Below are 14,912 nucleotides of genomic sequence, written 5' to 3' on the forward strand. Positions count from 1 at the left end.
AGCGGCCTGGTGGATGTCGCCCGGCAGTTGGCCCGTCCTACCAGGCTCTCACCCCAGTGTCGTGCTCAGCGGCAATCCTGCGTCCGCGCGTCTCGTCCACGGCGCGCGCGACCAGGAACGCCGCAACGAAGAGCAGGATGCAGAAGAGCACGGCCTTGTGCAGTCCGAAGAGCGCCTGGAGCAGCCCGATGGCGAGCAGGCCGAAGACCCCGGCCAGCTTCATGGAGAGCCCCCAAAAACCGAACATCTCCGCCGAGCGTGACAGCGGCGAGAAGAGCCCGACCAGGGTGCGGGTGGTCGACTGGCAGGCACCCAGGCTCGTGCCGGCGACGCAGCCGACCATCAGGAAGACGTACTGCGCCTGCCAGTCGAGTCCAAGTCGAGTCTGTGCGGCCGCGGCGATGGCCGGCGTCAGGTAGATCAGCAGGATGGCCAGGATCCAGAGCACGAGCGTCAGCAGATAGGTGCGCAGCGCGCCGATGCGGTCCTGGACGAAGCCGAAGCCGAAGGCGCCTGCCGCGGCCGTGATCTGGACCAGCACGAACATGAGGGTGCGCACGGACTCGTCCCAGCCGATGACTTGTGCCCCATAGATGAAGGCGTAGGTGATGATGATGCTGATGCCGCTCATGGAGAAGAAGACGGCGACCAGCAGCACGGCGAGATCCCGGTGGTCCTTGAGATGCGTGAGCGTCTGTCTGACGCGGTCGAGCCCCAAGCGGACGTAGCTGGCTCCTGGCGGCAGGGAGCGCGCCACGCCGGGCTCGCGCAGCCAGATGAAGGTCGGGATGGCGGCGGCCAGGAAGAAGAAGGCGGTCCAGGGGCCGACCCAGCGGATGTGCTCGAAGTTCTCCGCGCTCACCTCGCCCAGCAGCAGGACGACGAAGAGGGCCGAGGCCATGCCGCCGATGTAGCCCAAGGCCCAGCCGAAACCGGAGATCTTTCCCAGGTCCTCCGGCGGTCCCAAGCTCGGCAGGAAGCTGGCGATGAAGGATTCGCCGATCGAAAAGGCGAAGTTGGACAGGATCAGCAGCACCACGCCGAGCCAGGCGTATCCGGGGGCGACCCAGTAGAGCATGGCGGTGGTGACGACCGTCAGCAGATAGCTCGCGAAGAGAAAGCGCTTCTTGGCGGCCCTGTAGTCGATGATGGCGCCGACGATGGGCGAGCAGACGACCACCATCAGGTAGCTGACCGCCAGGGCGAGGCTCCACAGCAGATTGCCCAGCTTGTAGTCCGGCGCGTCGCCGACGATGACGCGGGTGAAGAGATCGCCGAAGACCACGGTGATGATGAGCGTGGTGTAGGCGGAGTTGGCGAAGTCGAACATCGCCCATCCGAAGATCTCGCGTCTCGGGGCACGTGTGCGTTGGGTCATGAGGCTGGCGGGCGGCCTTGGATCTGGGCTCTGGTGCGGGAGGGCGGACCTTGCCGTGGCCGATGGAGCGGCGGCTTGGCCGTCTGATCCCTCCGTGCGCCGGGCGGTGCGCAATGGTACCTCAAGCTGGCGGGGCGCGGGCCTTGGTCTGGACTGCGGCGGAGGTTTCCGGCGGTGGCTCAGGTGCCGGGCTTGGGGTTGAGGCCGAAGGGGAGGAAGCTGGTCTTGGGTGACTGCCGCTCGACTCTGCGGCTCGTCGGTTGAGTGCCATCCAAGAAGAGCAGCGTCTCCCAATCCGCGGTCGATAGCCAGCGCGTGCTGCCGATCGTCTCCATGATGCGCTCATGGCGGCGCTCCGCCTCTTCCAAGGCTGCTTGGGCACGCTCGCGCTCGCGGATCTCACGCTGCAGCTCATCCTGGATCGCGTCGGCGCGGGCGTGCGCGTCCAACGCGCTCCTCAGCAGGGTGAGGGCGTGGGAGCGGGCGTGCTCGATCGACTGATCGGCCGTGGCGTCGACCTGCTCCTCGGTCTGCGTAACTTGGCGATCGAACACCTGATCGAGGTCGGTGACGACCAGGGAGCGCGCGGCATTCGTCTCGGGTGCCACTCGGTTGACGCTGAAATGGAGATGCCGGACCTGGCCATCGCGTGTCGGGATGCGGTGGCTGGCGCGAACGGGCTCGGCTGCAGCGGTATCGAGCCACGTGGACATCTCCTTGGCGACCTGGGCCGGCAAATGGTCCGGTAGGCTGCTCCCAGGCAGCTGCTCGGGGGCGATTCCGATCAGTTGGGCGAGACGCTGATTGGCGTGTAGGACTTGGCCGGATGCTGAGACTAGGGCGACACCTTGGAGGATATTCTCGACCAGCCGCCCGTAGGTGGTGTCCTCGGCGCTTGGCCGCGGATGAGCGGGGAGATCGGCAGGGGCATCTCCCAGCACCATGTCGCTGCGCCCGGAGGCGGAGGCCAAGGCCCGATGGGCTTCGATGAGCTGGTGTCTGAGGGCCTCGCACTCGATCCGCAGATCGTCGAGCACGCTTTCGCCAAGGCCTTTTGTCATTCTCATGCTCCCGACCGCCGATGCGGTCGCTGCCGCGGCGACACATCGGACGGTGGATAGGGATTGCTACGACCGAGGATCAGCGAGGGTGCGCGTCGCGCACCTCGGCGCATTCCTACCAGAGGCTCGCTCTAACTCCGGAGTGCGTGGCCCGTTTCTGCTGGTCACCCCCGCACTGCATACGCAGAACGCGCACCAGTGAGAGGGGCAGCGGATGCCCGGGACGCGATCGGTCAGTCCCCACTGAATGAGGAAATGACTACGAAGAGAAGCTAGTAGACCCCCGGCAGCAGAGCTATCCGTACGATTACGTAACCCCTGTGCCGTCATGGAAACCCTCTGGCTACCCCCTTTCAGTCTCGTCTGCTGCAAACAAAGTTTTCGGTTGCGTGATCGATCTGGAAGAACCTTTGGCGCTCTTCATGACGCTGCGATGTCAGCCTTGGGCTTAGTCGATTGTTTGTAGTGAGAAATTCAATCTGGCCTGAGCGTTGCTAGGCCCCTGCACTGAGCTTCGATTGCGCCGGCGTTGCGTCCGGTCAGATCGCGAGGTCCGCAACTGGGCTAGGTCCATGACCGACCTGGATCCATCACGGGGCTAGATCCTCAACTGGGAGACACCCAACTGGGATAAACCATGGCAATGACAGAGACCTTCTACGAGGTGATGCGCCGACAGGGCATCACCCGTCGCAGCTTCCTGAAATTCTGCAGCCTGACGGCGGCGGCGCTGGGGCTGGAGCCGGCCCTGGCCGGCAAGATCGCCCATGCGATGGAGACCAAGCCGCGCACGCCTGTGCTTTGGCTCCATGGGCTCGAGTGCACCTGCTGCTCCGAGTCCTTCATCCGCTCGGCGCACCCGCTGGTGTCGGACGTGGTGCTGTCGATGATCTCGCTGGATTACGACGATGTCATCATGGCCTCCGCCGGGCATCAGGCCGAGGCGATCCTCACCGAGATCCGCGAGAAATACAAAGGCAACTACATCCTGGCGGTCGAAGGCAATCCGCCGCTCAATCAGGACGGCATGAGCTGCATCATCGGCGGCCGGCCCTTCGTCGAGCAGCTGAAAGAGGTCGCCTCGGACTGCAAGGCCGTCATCTCCTGGGGCTCCTGCGCCTCCTGGGGCTGCGTCCAGGCCGCACACCCGAATCCGACCCAGGCGACGCCTGTCCACGAGGTCATCACCGACAAGCCGGTCATCAAGGTGCCGGGCTGTCCGCCGATCGCCGAGGTCATGACTGGCGTCATTACCTACATGCTGACCTTCGACCGCATCCCCGAGCTGGACCGTCAGGGCCGGCCGAAGATGTTCTACGGCCAGCGCATCCACGACAAATGCTATCGCCGACCGCACTTCGACGCCGGCCAGTTCGTCGAGGACTGGGACGACGAGGGCGCGCGCAAGGGCTATTGCCTCTACAAGATGGGCTGCAAGGGGCCGACGACCTACAACGCCTGCTCGACCGTGCGCTGGAACAATGGGGTCTCCTTCCCCATCCAGTCCGGCCACGGCTGCATCGGCTGCTCCGAGGACGGATTCTGGGACAAGGGCAGCTTCTACGACCATGTCACCGACACACATGTGTTCGGGATCGAGGCGAACGCCGACAAGGTGGGCATCGCGGCTGCAGGCACGGTCGGTGCCGCGGTGGCCGCGCACGCCGCCGCGAGCGCCGTCCAACGCATCAAGCAGCGCGCCGGTGAGCATCACGAGGAGAACGACAAGTCATGACCGTCCAGACCCCCAACGGCTTCGCGCTCGACACCTCGGGCCAGCGCATTGTCGTCGACCCCGTGACCCGCATCGAGGGGCACATGCGCTGCGAGGTCAACCTCGACGAGAGCAACGTCATCCGCAATGCCGTCTCCACCGGCACCATGTGGCGCGGCCTGGAGGTCATCCTGCGTGGGCGCGATCCGCGCGACGCCTGGGCCTTCACCGAGAGGATATGCGGTGTCTGCACCGGCACCCACGCGCTCACCTCGGTGCGCGCCGTGGAGGATGCCCTGGGCATCCAGATCCCGGAGAACGCCAACGCCATCCGCAACATCATGCAGCTGACGCTCCAGGCGCACGACCACCTGGTGCACTTCTATCACCTGCACGCGCTGGACTGGGTGGACGTGGTCTCCGCGCTCAAGGCGGATCCCAAGGCGACCTCCGAGCTGGCGCAGTCCATCTCGGACTGGCCGCTGTCCTCGCCCGGCTACTTCCGGGACGTGCAGAACCGCATCAAGCGCTTCGTGGAGTCCGGTCAGCTCGGCCCCTTCATGAACGGCTACTGGGGCAATCCGGCGTACAAGCTGCCGCCGGAGGCCAATCTGATGGCGGTCACGCACTATCTAGAAGCGCTCGATTTCCAGAAGGAGATCGTCAAGATCCATACGATCTACGGCGGCAAGAACCCCCATCCGAACTGGCTGGTGGGCGGCGTGCCCTGCGCCATCAACGTGCATGAGACGGGCGCCGTGGGTGCGGTCAACATGGAGCGGCTGAACCTGGTCTCCTCCATCATCGACCGGACCATCGAGTTCATCGACAAGGTCTATATCCCGGACCTGATGGCCATCGCCTCCTTCTATAAGGACTGGACCTATGGTGGCGGCTTGAGCAGCCAGTCCGTCCTCTCCTACGGCGACATCCCGGACCGTGCGAACGACGACTCGGCCGCGAATCAGATGCTCCCGCGCGGTGCCATCATCAACGGCAATCTCGCGGAGATCCACGACGTGGACCTGCGTGACCCAGAGCAGATTCAGGAGTTCGTCGCCCACTCCTGGTTCAGCTACGAGGACGAGTCCAAGGGGCTGCACCCCTGGGACGGCGTAACCGAGCCCAATTTCGTCCTCGGCCCCAACACCAAGGGGACCAAGACCCGGATCGAGGCCATCGACGAGGGCGCCAAGTACAGCTGGATCAAGGCCCCGCGCTGGCGCGGCCACGCCATGGAGGTCGGCCCGCTGGCGCGCTGGGTCATCGGCTACGCCCAAGGCAATCCCGAGTTCAAGGAGCCCGTCGAGAAGGTGCTGACCGACCTGCAGCTGCCGGTGTCGGCGCTCTTTTCCACGCTGGGCCGCACCGCCGCGCGCGGTCTGGAGGGCTCCTGGGCGGCGCACAAGATGCGCTACTTCCAAGACAAGCTGATGGCCAACATCAAGGCCGGCGACAGCAGCACCGCCAATATCGAGAAGTGGGATCCCAAGACCTGGCCCAAGGAGGCCCAGGGCGTGGGCACCACGGAGGCGCCGCGCGGTGCGCTCGGTCACTGGGTGGTCGTCAAGGACGGCAAGATCGACAACTACCAGGCCGTGGTCCCGACCACCTGGAACGGCTCGCCGCGCGATCCGGCCGGCAACATCGGCGCCTTCGAGGCCGCGCTGCTGAACACGCCCGTGGCCAAGGCGGAGGAGCCGCTGGAGATCCTGCGCACCCTGCACAGCTTCGATCCCTGTCTCGCCTGCTCGACCCACGTCATGAGCCCGGAGGGCGAGGAGCTGACGCGGGTGAAAGTCAGGTAGAAGTCGTCAGTTGTCAGTTGTCAGTGATCAGTGATCAGTGATCAGTGATCAGTGATCAGTGTGGGAGCGCCGCCCCGGCGCGACTGGCGCCAGCGCTGGAGGCCGATGCCGTCGCGGCGAGGGCGCCGCTCCCACGAGCAGCTAGCTCCCCTTTGATTTTTCAGCCCGGAGGCTGAGCCCATGCTTACGGATCTGCCAACGGTCAAACAGACCGCCGTCTATGTCTATCAGACCCCGGTGCGGATTTGGCACTGGGTCAACGCGCTCTCGATCACCGTCCTCGCTATCACGGGATACCTGATCGGCAGCCCCTTGCCGACACTCCCAGGCGAGGCGAGCGACCACTACCTGATGGGGAACATCCGGTTCTTCCACTTCGCCGCGGCCTATTTCTTCATGGTCGGGTTCATCTTCCGCATCTACTGGGCGATCGTCGGGAACTCCTACTCTCACCAGCTCTTCACCCTGCCGTTCTGGCGCAAGCGCTTTTGGAGCGAGCTGGTGCACGAGGTGCGCTGGTACGCCTTCCTCGAGAAGGAGCCGCGCAAATACATCGGCCACAACCCGCTCGCGCACTTGTTCATGGTGGTCATCATCACCGTGGGCGGTCTGGTGATGATCGTCACCGGGATGGCGCTCTATTCGGAGCAGACTGGGCTCGGCAGCTGGCAGGACGATCTCTTCGGCTGGGTCATCCCCTTCGTGGGTCAGAGCCAGGACGTGCGCATGTGGCATCACTGGGGCATGTGGGTCATCGTGGTCTTCGTCATGCTGCACGTCTACACCGCCATCCGCGAGGACATCATGTCGCGTCAGAGCCTGATCAGCACCATGATCAGTGGCTGGCGCATGTTCAAGGACGACCGGCCGTGAGCCCAGCCGTGAGCACGGCGGGGCCCAACGTCCTGATCCTGGGCATCGGCAACGTCCTCTGGGCGGACGAGGGGTTCGGCGTGCGGGTGATCGAGGAGATCGCCGCCCGCTATCACTTTGGCCCCCATGTGCGGGTGCTGGATGGCGGCACCCAGGGGATCTACCTGGTGGATCACATCCGTTGGGCGGACGTCCTGGTCGTCTTCGATGCCATCGACTACGGCCTGGCGCCCGGCACCCTGAAGCTGGTCGAGGGCGACGCCGTGCCCAGGTTCATGGGTGCCAAGAAGATGAGCCTGCACCAGACCGGCTTTCAGGAAGTCCTGGCGATGGCCGATCTCATGGGCGACTACCCGGATCACCTCTTGCTCGTCGGCGTGCAGCCGCTCGAGCTGGAGGACTTCGGGGGCAGCCTCAGGCCCGAGGTCAAGGCCAAGATCGTGCCGGCGATCCAGGCCGCGCGAGGCTTCCTCGACCGCTTCGGCTTGGAGTGGCAGCCCGTCCGCGATCTTGTCGAGCAGCGGGTCCAGGATGTCCCCCATCCCTCACTCAGCATGGGCCTCTACGAGTCCGGGCGGCCCTCCGCCGAGGAGGCCTGCCGCATCGGCGACGCCCGCGTGCTGGCGGCGCGAGGGCGGGACTGATGTGTATCGGCGTGCCCATGCAGGTCATCGAGTCCGGGCCGGTCTGGGCCTGGTGCGACGACGGCGGCGAGCGCCAGCGCGTCGACATGCAGCTGGTCGGCGCGCAGCCGCCGGGCGCCTGGGTCCTGGTGTTCCTCGGCGTCGCCCGCGAGGTCATGGGCGAGACCCAAGCCCTGCGCGTGCGGGATGCACTGGCTGCCATGCAGGCGGCCATGGCGGGGGAGTCCGTCGACCATCTGTTCGCCGATCTCGTCGACCGCGAGCCTCAGCTTCCCGAGCACCTGCGGGGGCCTTGAGCCCGCTGTGGGAGCGGCGCCCCGCCGCGACGAGGCTTCCAGCCTGGCCGGAGCAGGTCGCGCCGGGGCGAGGCTCCCACCGCGTTGACGAAACGAATCATTCAGGAGAGCACGCATGCAGCCTTTCGCGCCGATCGCCCACACCAGGGGCCCAGGCTCTCAGCCCGTCGACGAGGACGGCGCCGAGCTGAGCTATCTGAGCATGCCGAAGGACATGCAGACCTATGCGCCGCCGTCGCTGCCCGAGCCCGAGGAGGTATCGGGCTGCCCCCAGGGTATCCGCCTGCTCGAGCGCCTGCTGGTGCAGGTGCGCAGCTACCGGGTGCTGGAGCCGTCGCGCGTCCTGGATCTCCTCGAGCTGCCGGATGCCGACCGTCATCTGGTGACGCAGGCCCTGGGCGAGGGCGAGGTGAGCATCCTCTTCACCAGCGACGCCATCCTGCGTGGGCAGGAGACACGCCTTGCGGGCATCTGGCGCGTTCAGCGCTGCGACGAGCTCGGGCAGGTCCTGAGCGACGAGCTGGAGGTGGCCGAGATCCCGAGCCGCGTGCGCGAGCTCGCCTTCACAGGGGCCGCGACCGAGGTCAGCCCGGAGGGCGAGCTGCCCGAGGGCGTCCTCACCGGCCGATCCATACTCACGGAGCTGAACGAGCGCGTCGCGGCCTGGGATTTCGGGGACCCGGCGCATGTGGTGAATCTCACCCTGCTGCCGCATTCGCCCGACGACCTCGACTATTTGACCGCCAAGCTCGGGCTGGGGCCGGTCACCATCCTCTCGCGCGGCTACGGCAGCTGCCGCATCTCCGCGACCGGGCTGCGCAACTGCTGGTGGGTGCAGCACTTCAACTCCGACGACAAGCTCATCCTCAACACCCTGGAGGTGGTCGACGTCCCCTCCGCGGCGCTCGCGGCCCAGGAGGACATCGACGACAGCGCCGATCGCCTGGCCGAGATCCTGGAGGCGGTGCGCTGAGCGCCGCCGGCAGTCCCGTGACGACGCCCGATCTGAGCCCCGAGGACGTCGCCCGACGCCTGACCCTGGCCTTCGAGCGGATCCACCGGGAGCGGATGGCGGGTCTGCCGATCCTCCACCCGAGTCTCTCGGTGGAGGTGGTCGGAGGCCGGATCTTCGATGGGGACTGGGTCGGGGCTCTGGTCACGCCTTGGACCATGAACCTGGTCCTGGTGCCGGGGCCGGGATCGGCACACCGCCCAGGTGGCGTTGGGATCAAGCAAACCCTCACCCTGCCGGGCGCCGAAGTGGAGACGATCGGCTCGGAAGAGGCCGATGTGGGGGCCTTCCTGGCGTGCTCGCTCTACTCCCCGATGGGTGCTTTCGCCGATCAGGCGACGGCCGTGGCGACTGCGGCGAAGATCCTGGAGGGTCTGCTCCCGTCCGAGTCGCCCCGTCCGAAGCCCCTTGCCCCCCAGCCGGACGCTAGTCCGGCGATCAGTCGCCGCGATCTGCTGCGAGGTCGGCTCAGGCGCACTTGATCCCTGCGTGTCCGAGCGCGCCCTTGGGTCCGGGTGATTGCCCTCGTTCGGGGCGCCTCGAAGCGGGTTGAGCCAGGGTAACCTAGCCTCCGCAACCCGAGGCCAGGCCATGCACCTGCCGCAGGAACGGGGTCTCCACCCAGGCATCGAACGGCTGGGCGGCTGGCGGGCGCGCTCAGCCTCTGGTTCGGCTGGTTCGGCTTCAATGGCGGACCCACTCTCACCTGGACCGGCTCTGAGCGCGATGGCCGGGCCGCTGGAGCAATCGCTCGGCGGGCTCAAGGTGGAAAACACGTCTGCGGTGTTGCCGACCTTGCATTGATACGCCATCAGCTTGACCGCCTTCGGGGTCGGATGCGGCTTGGGCCTTTCGACGACTTCGCTCAGTCGCCGAGTCATCTTGAAGGAGCTGTCCCCCGCCGGGCTCGAGGCACCGGATGGATGTCACAGAGGAATCCGATGGAGGCTTGGGCCGCCGCCCGGATCCTAATTCTCACACTAAGGAAGTGTCCATCAACTGCTTCCCGCTCTTCTGGTCATGAAGCTCCTGCTTCGTGACCTCGGCGATGAAGCTCTGCTTCACGACGCCGACCACTTCCGGCCTCTGCACCAGGTCGAAAGCAGCGCTTACCTTTAGGCTCGCGAAGCGGAGCTTCGTCTCGCGGGTGACGCAGCTGGAGCTGCGTCACCAGAGACTCGGATCGGGAAACAATGCATGGACAACTCCTAAGGGTCCCAAGGAGGTCCCAATCAGCAACACGCCCGAGGCCGCGACCGTGATGAGGATGTTGTCGTCGATGGGGCCGAATTCGTAGCGCTCGACGACCGTCGCGACCACTGCAGAGATGAGCCCCCAGACAGGGATGGCCGGCGTCGCCATGCCGCCGACGATCCAGCCCATGGGGGCGCAGAGCAGCAGCATGAAGAGGTTGCCGATGGGGCTCTTGGAGCGCTTGCGGATGATGGCGTTGCGCACGATGCCGGTGACGCCGTCGCCGAAGGCCATGTAGAGGGAGGGCAGGATGGCGAGCCAGGGATTCTCCAGCAGCCACCAGAGGAAGGACACCGAGACGCTCCACATGAGGGCGAACTTGACGTCGTTGCGGTTCTCCGGGGTCTGGAACCAGTAGAAGCGCAGGCCAGTGAGATGGCCCAGATAGGTCAGGGCCGTCAGCAGCAGGCCGCAGATCAGCGGGAACCAGGGGTCCGCGAAGACGAAGGGGACCATCAGCGATCCCACGCCCCCGGCCATCATGTGGACGATCTTGCGGTTGTAGTAGACGGCGCGGATGGGCTCCATGCCGCGCTCGACCATGGCCTGGTAGGGGATCCGGGTGAGAAAGAGGATGCAGAGGACGTAGAGGCTCAGGCCGACGGCCCAGTAAAGCTGGCTTGTGAAGGTCATGAGGTCTTGGCTCGCGTGCGCGTCATGAAATCGCCGTCATCCTAATCGGGTCGACGCCGCATTGCCTCTCGAATCCTGCGGTTTGCTTCCAGTCTTCGCCGAGTACATGGCGAAATCGGCGCGATCCGCGCGCCCTGTGTCAATCCGGCGAGCACCATGGGGAGAAACATGAGGAGCGCCATGATCTGCGTCTGAACCTGCGGCTTGGCCGGCAGCCAGGCGGCGAAGGGCGCGGTCGATGCGCCTCCGGCGACGTGGAGGGCCCTGCGCAGGGCATCCGGCCAGCTCAGGCTGAGGGTGCCCCGCTTCTTGGGTCTGGAGACGAGCTCGCGGAGCATCGGGATTGCGGGCACGCCGAGCACGACGCCCGCGAAATCGCCGCCGAGGAATGCGATCACCGGAGTAGCCGAAGACGATGAGCAGGATGTGGAGCAGTATCCGGCCGGCGCGGCGCCAGCCTGCCTCCCTTGTTGGTTGCGATCCTGGCACCAGTGCTCCCCGCGAAGCGGCCATCTTCTCGGCCTTTCCTGCGGCTGGATTCTAAGCGTTTCTGGTTGCGGACGGTCGCTCACACCGACCGCCTGACCCGGCTGGGCTAGAAGGGCGAGAGGATGGCCTGCGGGGATGCCGCTAGGTCGTCGTTCCGGCTTGCGTTACAATATAGCATTCGGCCGCTGCTGAGGGCCGGCTCGCGTGAGGTTGGGTTAACTTTGAATGGGCGTCACGACAATGAGCGCTGAGGCTTACATGGCTAGATTGGCGGCATGGCTGAGCCCGTAATTCAGGTCGAGGACCTCAGCTTCTCTTATGGGGATGCGCTGGTGCTCGAGCAGGTGACGCTGTCGATCGAGTCCGGCGAGTTCGTCGGGCTGGTGGGACCCAATGCCGGCGGCAAGAGCACGCTCCTGAAGCTCGTGCTGGGGCTGCTGCGGCCGCAGGTCGGACGGATACGGGTCCTGGGGCAGTCGCCGCGCCGCGCGGTGCGGCGCATCGGCTATGTGCCGCAATTTCCGAGCTTTCCGCGCGACTTTCCGATCTCGGTCGAGCAGGTGGTCTTGATGGGGCGGCTCGGCATGGGGCGGCTGCTGGGGCGCTATGACACGTCCGACCGGGCCGCCGCGACAGGGGCGTTGAGGGAAGTCGAGGCCCTGGACCTGGCCAAGCGGCCGATCGGCGCGCTCTCCGGCGGCCAGCTGCAGCGCGTGCTGCTGGCCCGGGCGCTGGCGAGCGAGCCCGAGATCCTCATCCTGGACGAGCCGACGGCCAATGTCGACCAACGGGCGGAGACCGATGTCTTCGGCTTGCTGGCCGAGCTCAACCGGCGCCTGACCATCCTGCTGGTGTCTCATGACATCGCCTTCATCTCGGAGTACGTCAGCCGCGTGGCTTGCCTCAATCGCACCCTGGCCTGCCATAGGACGCTCGAGATCGACGGCGATACCGTGCAGCAGCTCTACGGCGGCCATGTCCGTCAGGTTGCGCATGGGCACTGACATGGCTTGCCAAGGCTCAGTGATTGCCGTCGGGTCGGGGATTCGGTCGTTGTTGAGTCAGCGGTTGTCGCGCGGAGCAGCGGCATGAGCGAATTCCTTGCAGCCCTCGGCGAATACGGCTTCCTTCAGTCGGCCTTGATCGCGGGGCTCTTGGCGAGCGTCGGCTGTGGTGTCATCGGGACCTTCGTCGTCGTCAAGCGCATCGCCTTCATGGCGGGCGGCATCGCCCACTCGGTGCTGGGCGGCATGGGGGCGGCGCTCTATTTCGGCCTCGACCCCTTCGCGGGTGCCCTGGCGGCCGCCATCGCCTCAGCCCTGCTCATCGGTACGGTCCGCCTGGCCTGGAAGACCCAAGAGGACACCATGATCGGCGCGCTCTGGGCCATCGGCATGGCGGTCGGCGTGCTTTTCATCGCCAAGACCCCAGGCTATGCCTCGGATCTCATGAGCTTTCTGTTCGGCAACATCCTCCTGGTGCCGACCGAGGAGCTTTGGCTCATGGCCGGTCTCGACCTCTTGCTGGTCGCGGCGGTTACGCTCTTCTATCGGCAGTTCTTGGCGATCAGCTTCGACGAGGAGCTGGCGCGGCTGCGCGGTGTCCCTGTCGCCTTCTTCTACCTGCTCCTGCTGTGCCTGGTCGCCATCACCGTGGTCCTGCTCATCCAGGTCGTCGGGCTCATCCTGGTAATCGCACTGCTCACCCTGCCGGCCGCCATCGCCGGTCATTACGTCCATTCCCTGGGCGCCATGATGCTGATCGCGACACTCCTTGGGGCGCTCTTCACCTCATTGGGTCTGGCGCTGTCGTTCGGCCCGGACCTGCCTGCAGGGCCGACCATGATCCTGCTCGCGGGCGGCGTCTATGTTTGCTCGGCGTTCTCGAGCCAGATGATCGTCCGCCATCGGGCCCGCCGTCGGGCCAAGGCGGCCTAGCTGGAGGTCATGCCAATGGACGCCAAGCCCATCGACCTCGCCCTGCGCCGTGCGGATGCCTTGTGCCACGAGCGCGGCGTGCGCCTGACCCCGCAGCGGCGACGGGTGCTCGAGATCCTCTGCGCGGCGGAGCGGCCGCTTGGCGCCTATGAGATCCTCGACGCCATGCGTGTGGGCAACCGGTCGCTGGCGCCCCCAACGGTCTATCGCGCTCTGGATTTTCTGCTGGAGCAGGGGCTGGTGCACAAGTTGGAGAGCCGGCATGCCTTTGTCGGCTGCACGCACCCGGAGCATCCGCATTCCTGTCAGTTCCTCATTTGCGCCGATTGTGGACTGGTCACCGAGGTGGAGGATGCGGCCGTCGCCGAGAGTCTCGCGTCGGTCGCCGCGGCGAGCGGCTTCCGGGCGGAGCGTCCCGTGGTGGAGCTGATCGGGACCTGCGCGGACTGCGTGCGCAAGCGCCACTGACTTGAACCAAGCCTTGAGCCTGAAGAGAGCTGTTGAACCGCAAAGCGCGCGAAGGGCGCAACGGTTGTCAATGCGTTCGGAATGGAGCAGTCAGCTACCAGCCGCCAGCGGAGCACCGTCATAGCCTAGAGCTGGCTGCTGGTGGCTCCTTTAGGCTCAAAACCGTCGACATTGGAGTCACCTTATGCGTGTGAAGATCCTTCGGGCGATCGGCGTCTTGGCGCCGCTGCTCCTTGTTGCGGCCCTTGGTGCCCACGCCGAAGGCCGGGGGCGGCCCTATGTGCAGGGCGTCGCGAATCTCGATTTCGAGATCCAAGGGCAGCAGGTCCTCGTCCGGCTCTTTGCCCCGGCAGCGACCCTGGTCGGATTCGAGCATTCCCCAAGCACGCGGCTGGAGTCCGAGACCTTGACGCTGGCGCGCGAGAACCTGGAGGCGGGCGACGGCATGGTTCGCTTCAACACCAAGGCCGCCTGCCGCTTGGTCGAGGCGTCGGTCGACGCCGATCTGCCGGATTCGGCTAGGCCCGGAAAGGCTGGGTCCGAAGCGCCCGCTCGTGTGGAGATCTCGGCCGAGTATGGGTTCGCGTGCGCACGCCCCGAGGCGCTCGACACCGCCGCGCTCGGACTTTTCATCGGCTTCCCGGCGCTGCAGCGGGTGCTGGTCCACTATGTGATGCCGGCTGGGCGAGGCGCCGCCGAGCTGACCCCGGGTAATCCCGTCGTCAGCTTCGTTCCCCTTTGAGCGGCTTCGGGATGTCTGAGATCTGCGCGCGTCGGCGGCTGCATCCTCTGTGGCTTTGGAGCATGGTCGTGCTCCTGCTGGCCGGCTGTGATGCGCGGCAGCCGACCGAGCCCTTCACGGACGCGGAGGTCATCAACTGGGACGTCCTCATGCCGCCGGACTGGAGCCCTGAGTCCTATCTGAAGCAGCTCGAGGCCGAAGGCATCGACGCGCTGGGCGACGAGGACCCGCGCGCCATCGCCCTGCTGGACCAGCTCAAAGCCGAGTGGGCTAAGGCGCCCCTGGTCGATGGGATCGACGGCCGCAGGGTGCGGCTGCCTGGCTTCGTGGTGCCCGTCGAATGGGGCGAGCAGGAGATGCCAGGCTTTCTCCTGGTGCCCTATTTTGGCGCCTGCATCCATACGCCGCCGCCACCGGCGAGCCAGACCGTCTATGTCGTCATGCCTGCGGGCGAGCCCTACCAGGGTGGTCTCTTCGATACGGTTTGGGTCACTGGGACCATTCACGCGCTGACTGATCGCAGCGCCCAATGCCATGGACTTAAGCCGCCCGGCAGTACGCCGGGTGGAATCCGGGCTTGAGCTTGCCGGGATTGAGGCGTGG

At 66.0% G+C, this 14,912-nt stretch carries 16 protein-coding genes; 12 read left to right on the forward strand and 4 right to left on the reverse strand.

Features of this window, described 5'->3' with window-relative positions:
* Nucleotides 1-37: 37 nt before the first annotated feature.
* A complete protein-coding gene (locus G3446_RS16180) occupies nucleotides 38-1,672 on the reverse strand; it encodes an MFS transporter (protein WP_342450137.1) in 1,635 nt (544 codons plus the stop codon).
* Complete coding sequence (locus G3446_RS16185; protein WP_164453869.1) at nucleotides 1,558-2,439, reverse strand: PAS domain-containing protein; 882 nt, start codon at nucleotides 2,437-2,439, stop codon at nucleotides 1,558-1,560. Before G3446_RS16185 ends, G3446_RS16180 begins: the two co-directional genes overlap by 115 nt.
* A 637-nt stretch (nucleotides 2,440-3,076) precedes the next feature.
* On the opposite strand from G3446_RS16185, the gene G3446_RS16190 reads away from it, so the two are divergent.
* From G3446_RS16190 to hybE, 7 genes are all read left to right on the forward strand, one after another.
* Nucleotides 3,077-4,174 (forward strand): hydrogenase small subunit, encoded by a 1,098-nt coding sequence (locus G3446_RS16190; protein ID WP_164453870.1) that lies wholly within the window; start codon nucleotides 3,077-3,079, stop codon nucleotides 4,172-4,174.
* Nucleotides 4,171-5,961, forward strand: coding sequence for a nickel-dependent hydrogenase large subunit (locus tag G3446_RS16195; protein WP_164453871.1), 1,791 nt, complete (start codon nucleotides 4,171-4,173; stop codon nucleotides 5,959-5,961). The genes G3446_RS16190 and G3446_RS16195 overlap by 4 nt, the downstream gene beginning before the upstream one ends.
* 180 nt (nucleotides 5,962-6,141) lie before the next feature.
* A complete protein-coding gene (cybH, locus tag G3446_RS16200; RefSeq protein WP_164453872.1) occupies nucleotides 6,142-6,834 on the forward strand; it encodes a Ni/Fe-hydrogenase, b-type cytochrome subunit in 693 nt (230 codons plus the stop codon).
* Complete coding sequence (locus G3446_RS16205) at nucleotides 6,831-7,478, forward strand: HyaD/HybD family hydrogenase maturation endopeptidase (RefSeq protein ID WP_342450138.1); 648 nt, start codon at nucleotides 6,831-6,833, stop codon at nucleotides 7,476-7,478. Before cybH ends, G3446_RS16205 begins: the two co-directional genes overlap by 4 nt.
* Nucleotides 7,478-7,774, forward strand: coding sequence for a HypC/HybG/HupF family hydrogenase formation chaperone (locus G3446_RS16210; RefSeq protein WP_164453873.1), 297 nt, complete (start codon nucleotides 7,478-7,480; stop codon nucleotides 7,772-7,774). Before G3446_RS16205 ends, G3446_RS16210 begins: the two co-directional genes overlap by 1 nt.
* Before the next feature lie 115 nt (nucleotides 7,775-7,889).
* Entirely contained in the window at nucleotides 7,890-8,747 is an 858-nt protein-coding gene (locus tag G3446_RS16215; protein WP_164453874.1) for a hydrogenase expression/formation protein, read from the forward strand.
* A gap of 17 nt (nucleotides 8,748-8,764) precedes the next feature.
* Nucleotides 8,765-9,268, forward strand: coding sequence for a [NiFe]-hydrogenase assembly chaperone HybE (gene hybE, locus G3446_RS16220; RefSeq protein ID WP_164453875.1), 504 nt, complete (start codon nucleotides 8,765-8,767; stop codon nucleotides 9,266-9,268).
* Between the two features lie 685 nt (nucleotides 9,269-9,953).
* On the opposite strand, the gene G3446_RS16225 is transcribed toward hybE, so the two are convergent.
* Nucleotides 9,954-10,673, reverse strand: coding sequence for a hypothetical protein (locus G3446_RS16225; RefSeq protein WP_164453876.1), 720 nt, complete (start codon nucleotides 10,671-10,673; stop codon nucleotides 9,954-9,956).
* A gap of 41 nt (nucleotides 10,674-10,714) precedes the next feature.
* On the reverse strand, nucleotides 10,715-11,071 hold the full coding sequence (locus G3446_RS16230) for a hypothetical protein (protein WP_164453877.1): 357 nt from the start codon (nucleotides 11,069-11,071) through the stop codon (nucleotides 10,715-10,717).
* A 366-nt stretch (nucleotides 11,072-11,437) separates the two neighbouring features.
* Between G3446_RS16230 and G3446_RS16235 the strand changes: the two genes are divergently transcribed.
* From G3446_RS16235 to G3446_RS16255, 5 genes are all read left to right on the forward strand, one after another.
* Nucleotides 11,438-12,166 carry a metal ABC transporter ATP-binding protein gene (locus G3446_RS16235; RefSeq protein ID WP_164453878.1) on the forward strand — a complete coding sequence of 243 codons (729 nt, stop codon included), beginning with the start codon at nucleotides 11,438-11,440 and terminating at the stop codon, nucleotides 12,164-12,166.
* Between the two features lie 84 nt (nucleotides 12,167-12,250).
* Complete coding sequence (locus tag G3446_RS16240; protein ID WP_164453879.1) at nucleotides 12,251-13,099, forward strand: metal ABC transporter permease; 849 nt, start codon at nucleotides 12,251-12,253, stop codon at nucleotides 13,097-13,099.
* 15 nt (nucleotides 13,100-13,114) lie between these two features.
* Complete coding sequence (locus G3446_RS16245) at nucleotides 13,115-13,567, forward strand: Fur family transcriptional regulator (protein WP_164453880.1); 453 nt, start codon at nucleotides 13,115-13,117, stop codon at nucleotides 13,565-13,567.
* 184 nt (nucleotides 13,568-13,751) lie between these two features.
* Entirely contained in the window at nucleotides 13,752-14,309 is a 558-nt protein-coding gene (locus tag G3446_RS16250; RefSeq protein WP_164453881.1) for a ZrgA family zinc uptake protein, read from the forward strand.
* 11 nt (nucleotides 14,310-14,320) lie between these two features.
* Complete coding sequence (locus G3446_RS16255; protein ID WP_164453882.1) at nucleotides 14,321-14,890, forward strand: DUF3299 domain-containing protein; 570 nt, start codon at nucleotides 14,321-14,323, stop codon at nucleotides 14,888-14,890.
* Nucleotides 14,891-14,912 lie beyond the last annotated feature (22 nt).

The organism is Thiorhodococcus minor, assembly GCF_010820565.1.
GTDB lineage: Bacteria > Pseudomonadota > Gammaproteobacteria > Chromatiales > Chromatiaceae > Thiorhodococcus > Thiorhodococcus minor.

Excerpts from the sequence above, each read along its gene's own strand:
- G3446_RS16190 (WP_164453870.1), top strand. The coding sequence starts at position 3,077 with ATGGCAATGACAGAGACCTTCTACGAGGTGATGCGCCGACAGGGCATC.
- G3446_RS16215 (WP_164453874.1), top strand. The coding sequence starts at position 7,890 with ATGCAGCCTTTCGCGCCGATCGCCCACACCAGGGGCCCAGGCTCTCAG.
- G3446_RS16235 (WP_164453878.1), top strand. The coding sequence starts at position 11,438 with ATGGCTGAGCCCGTAATTCAGGTCGAGGACCTCAGCTTCTCTTATGGG.
- G3446_RS16225 (WP_164453876.1), bottom strand. The coding sequence starts at position 10,673 with ATGACCTTCACAAGCCAGCTTTACTGGGCCGTCGGCCTGAGCCTCTAC.
- G3446_RS16195 (WP_164453871.1), top strand. The coding sequence starts at position 4,171 with ATGACCGTCCAGACCCCCAACGGCTTCGCGCTCGACACCTCGGGCCAG.
- G3446_RS16255 (WP_164453882.1), top strand. The coding sequence starts at position 14,321 with ATGTCTGAGATCTGCGCGCGTCGGCGGCTGCATCCTCTGTGGCTTTGG.
- G3446_RS16210 (WP_164453873.1), top strand. The coding sequence starts at position 7,478 with ATGTGTATCGGCGTGCCCATGCAGGTCATCGAGTCCGGGCCGGTCTGG.
- G3446_RS16245 (WP_164453880.1), top strand. The coding sequence starts at position 13,115 with ATGGACGCCAAGCCCATCGACCTCGCCCTGCGCCGTGCGGATGCCTTG.
- G3446_RS16185 (WP_164453869.1), bottom strand. The coding sequence starts at position 2,439 with ATGACAAAAGGCCTTGGCGAAAGCGTGCTCGACGATCTGCGGATCGAG.
- G3446_RS16240 (WP_164453879.1), top strand. The coding sequence starts at position 12,251 with ATGAGCGAATTCCTTGCAGCCCTCGGCGAATACGGCTTCCTTCAGTCG.
- cybH (WP_164453872.1), top strand. The coding sequence starts at position 6,142 with ATGCTTACGGATCTGCCAACGGTCAAACAGACCGCCGTCTATGTCTAT.
- G3446_RS16250 (WP_164453881.1), top strand. The coding sequence starts at position 13,752 with ATGCGTGTGAAGATCCTTCGGGCGATCGGCGTCTTGGCGCCGCTGCTC.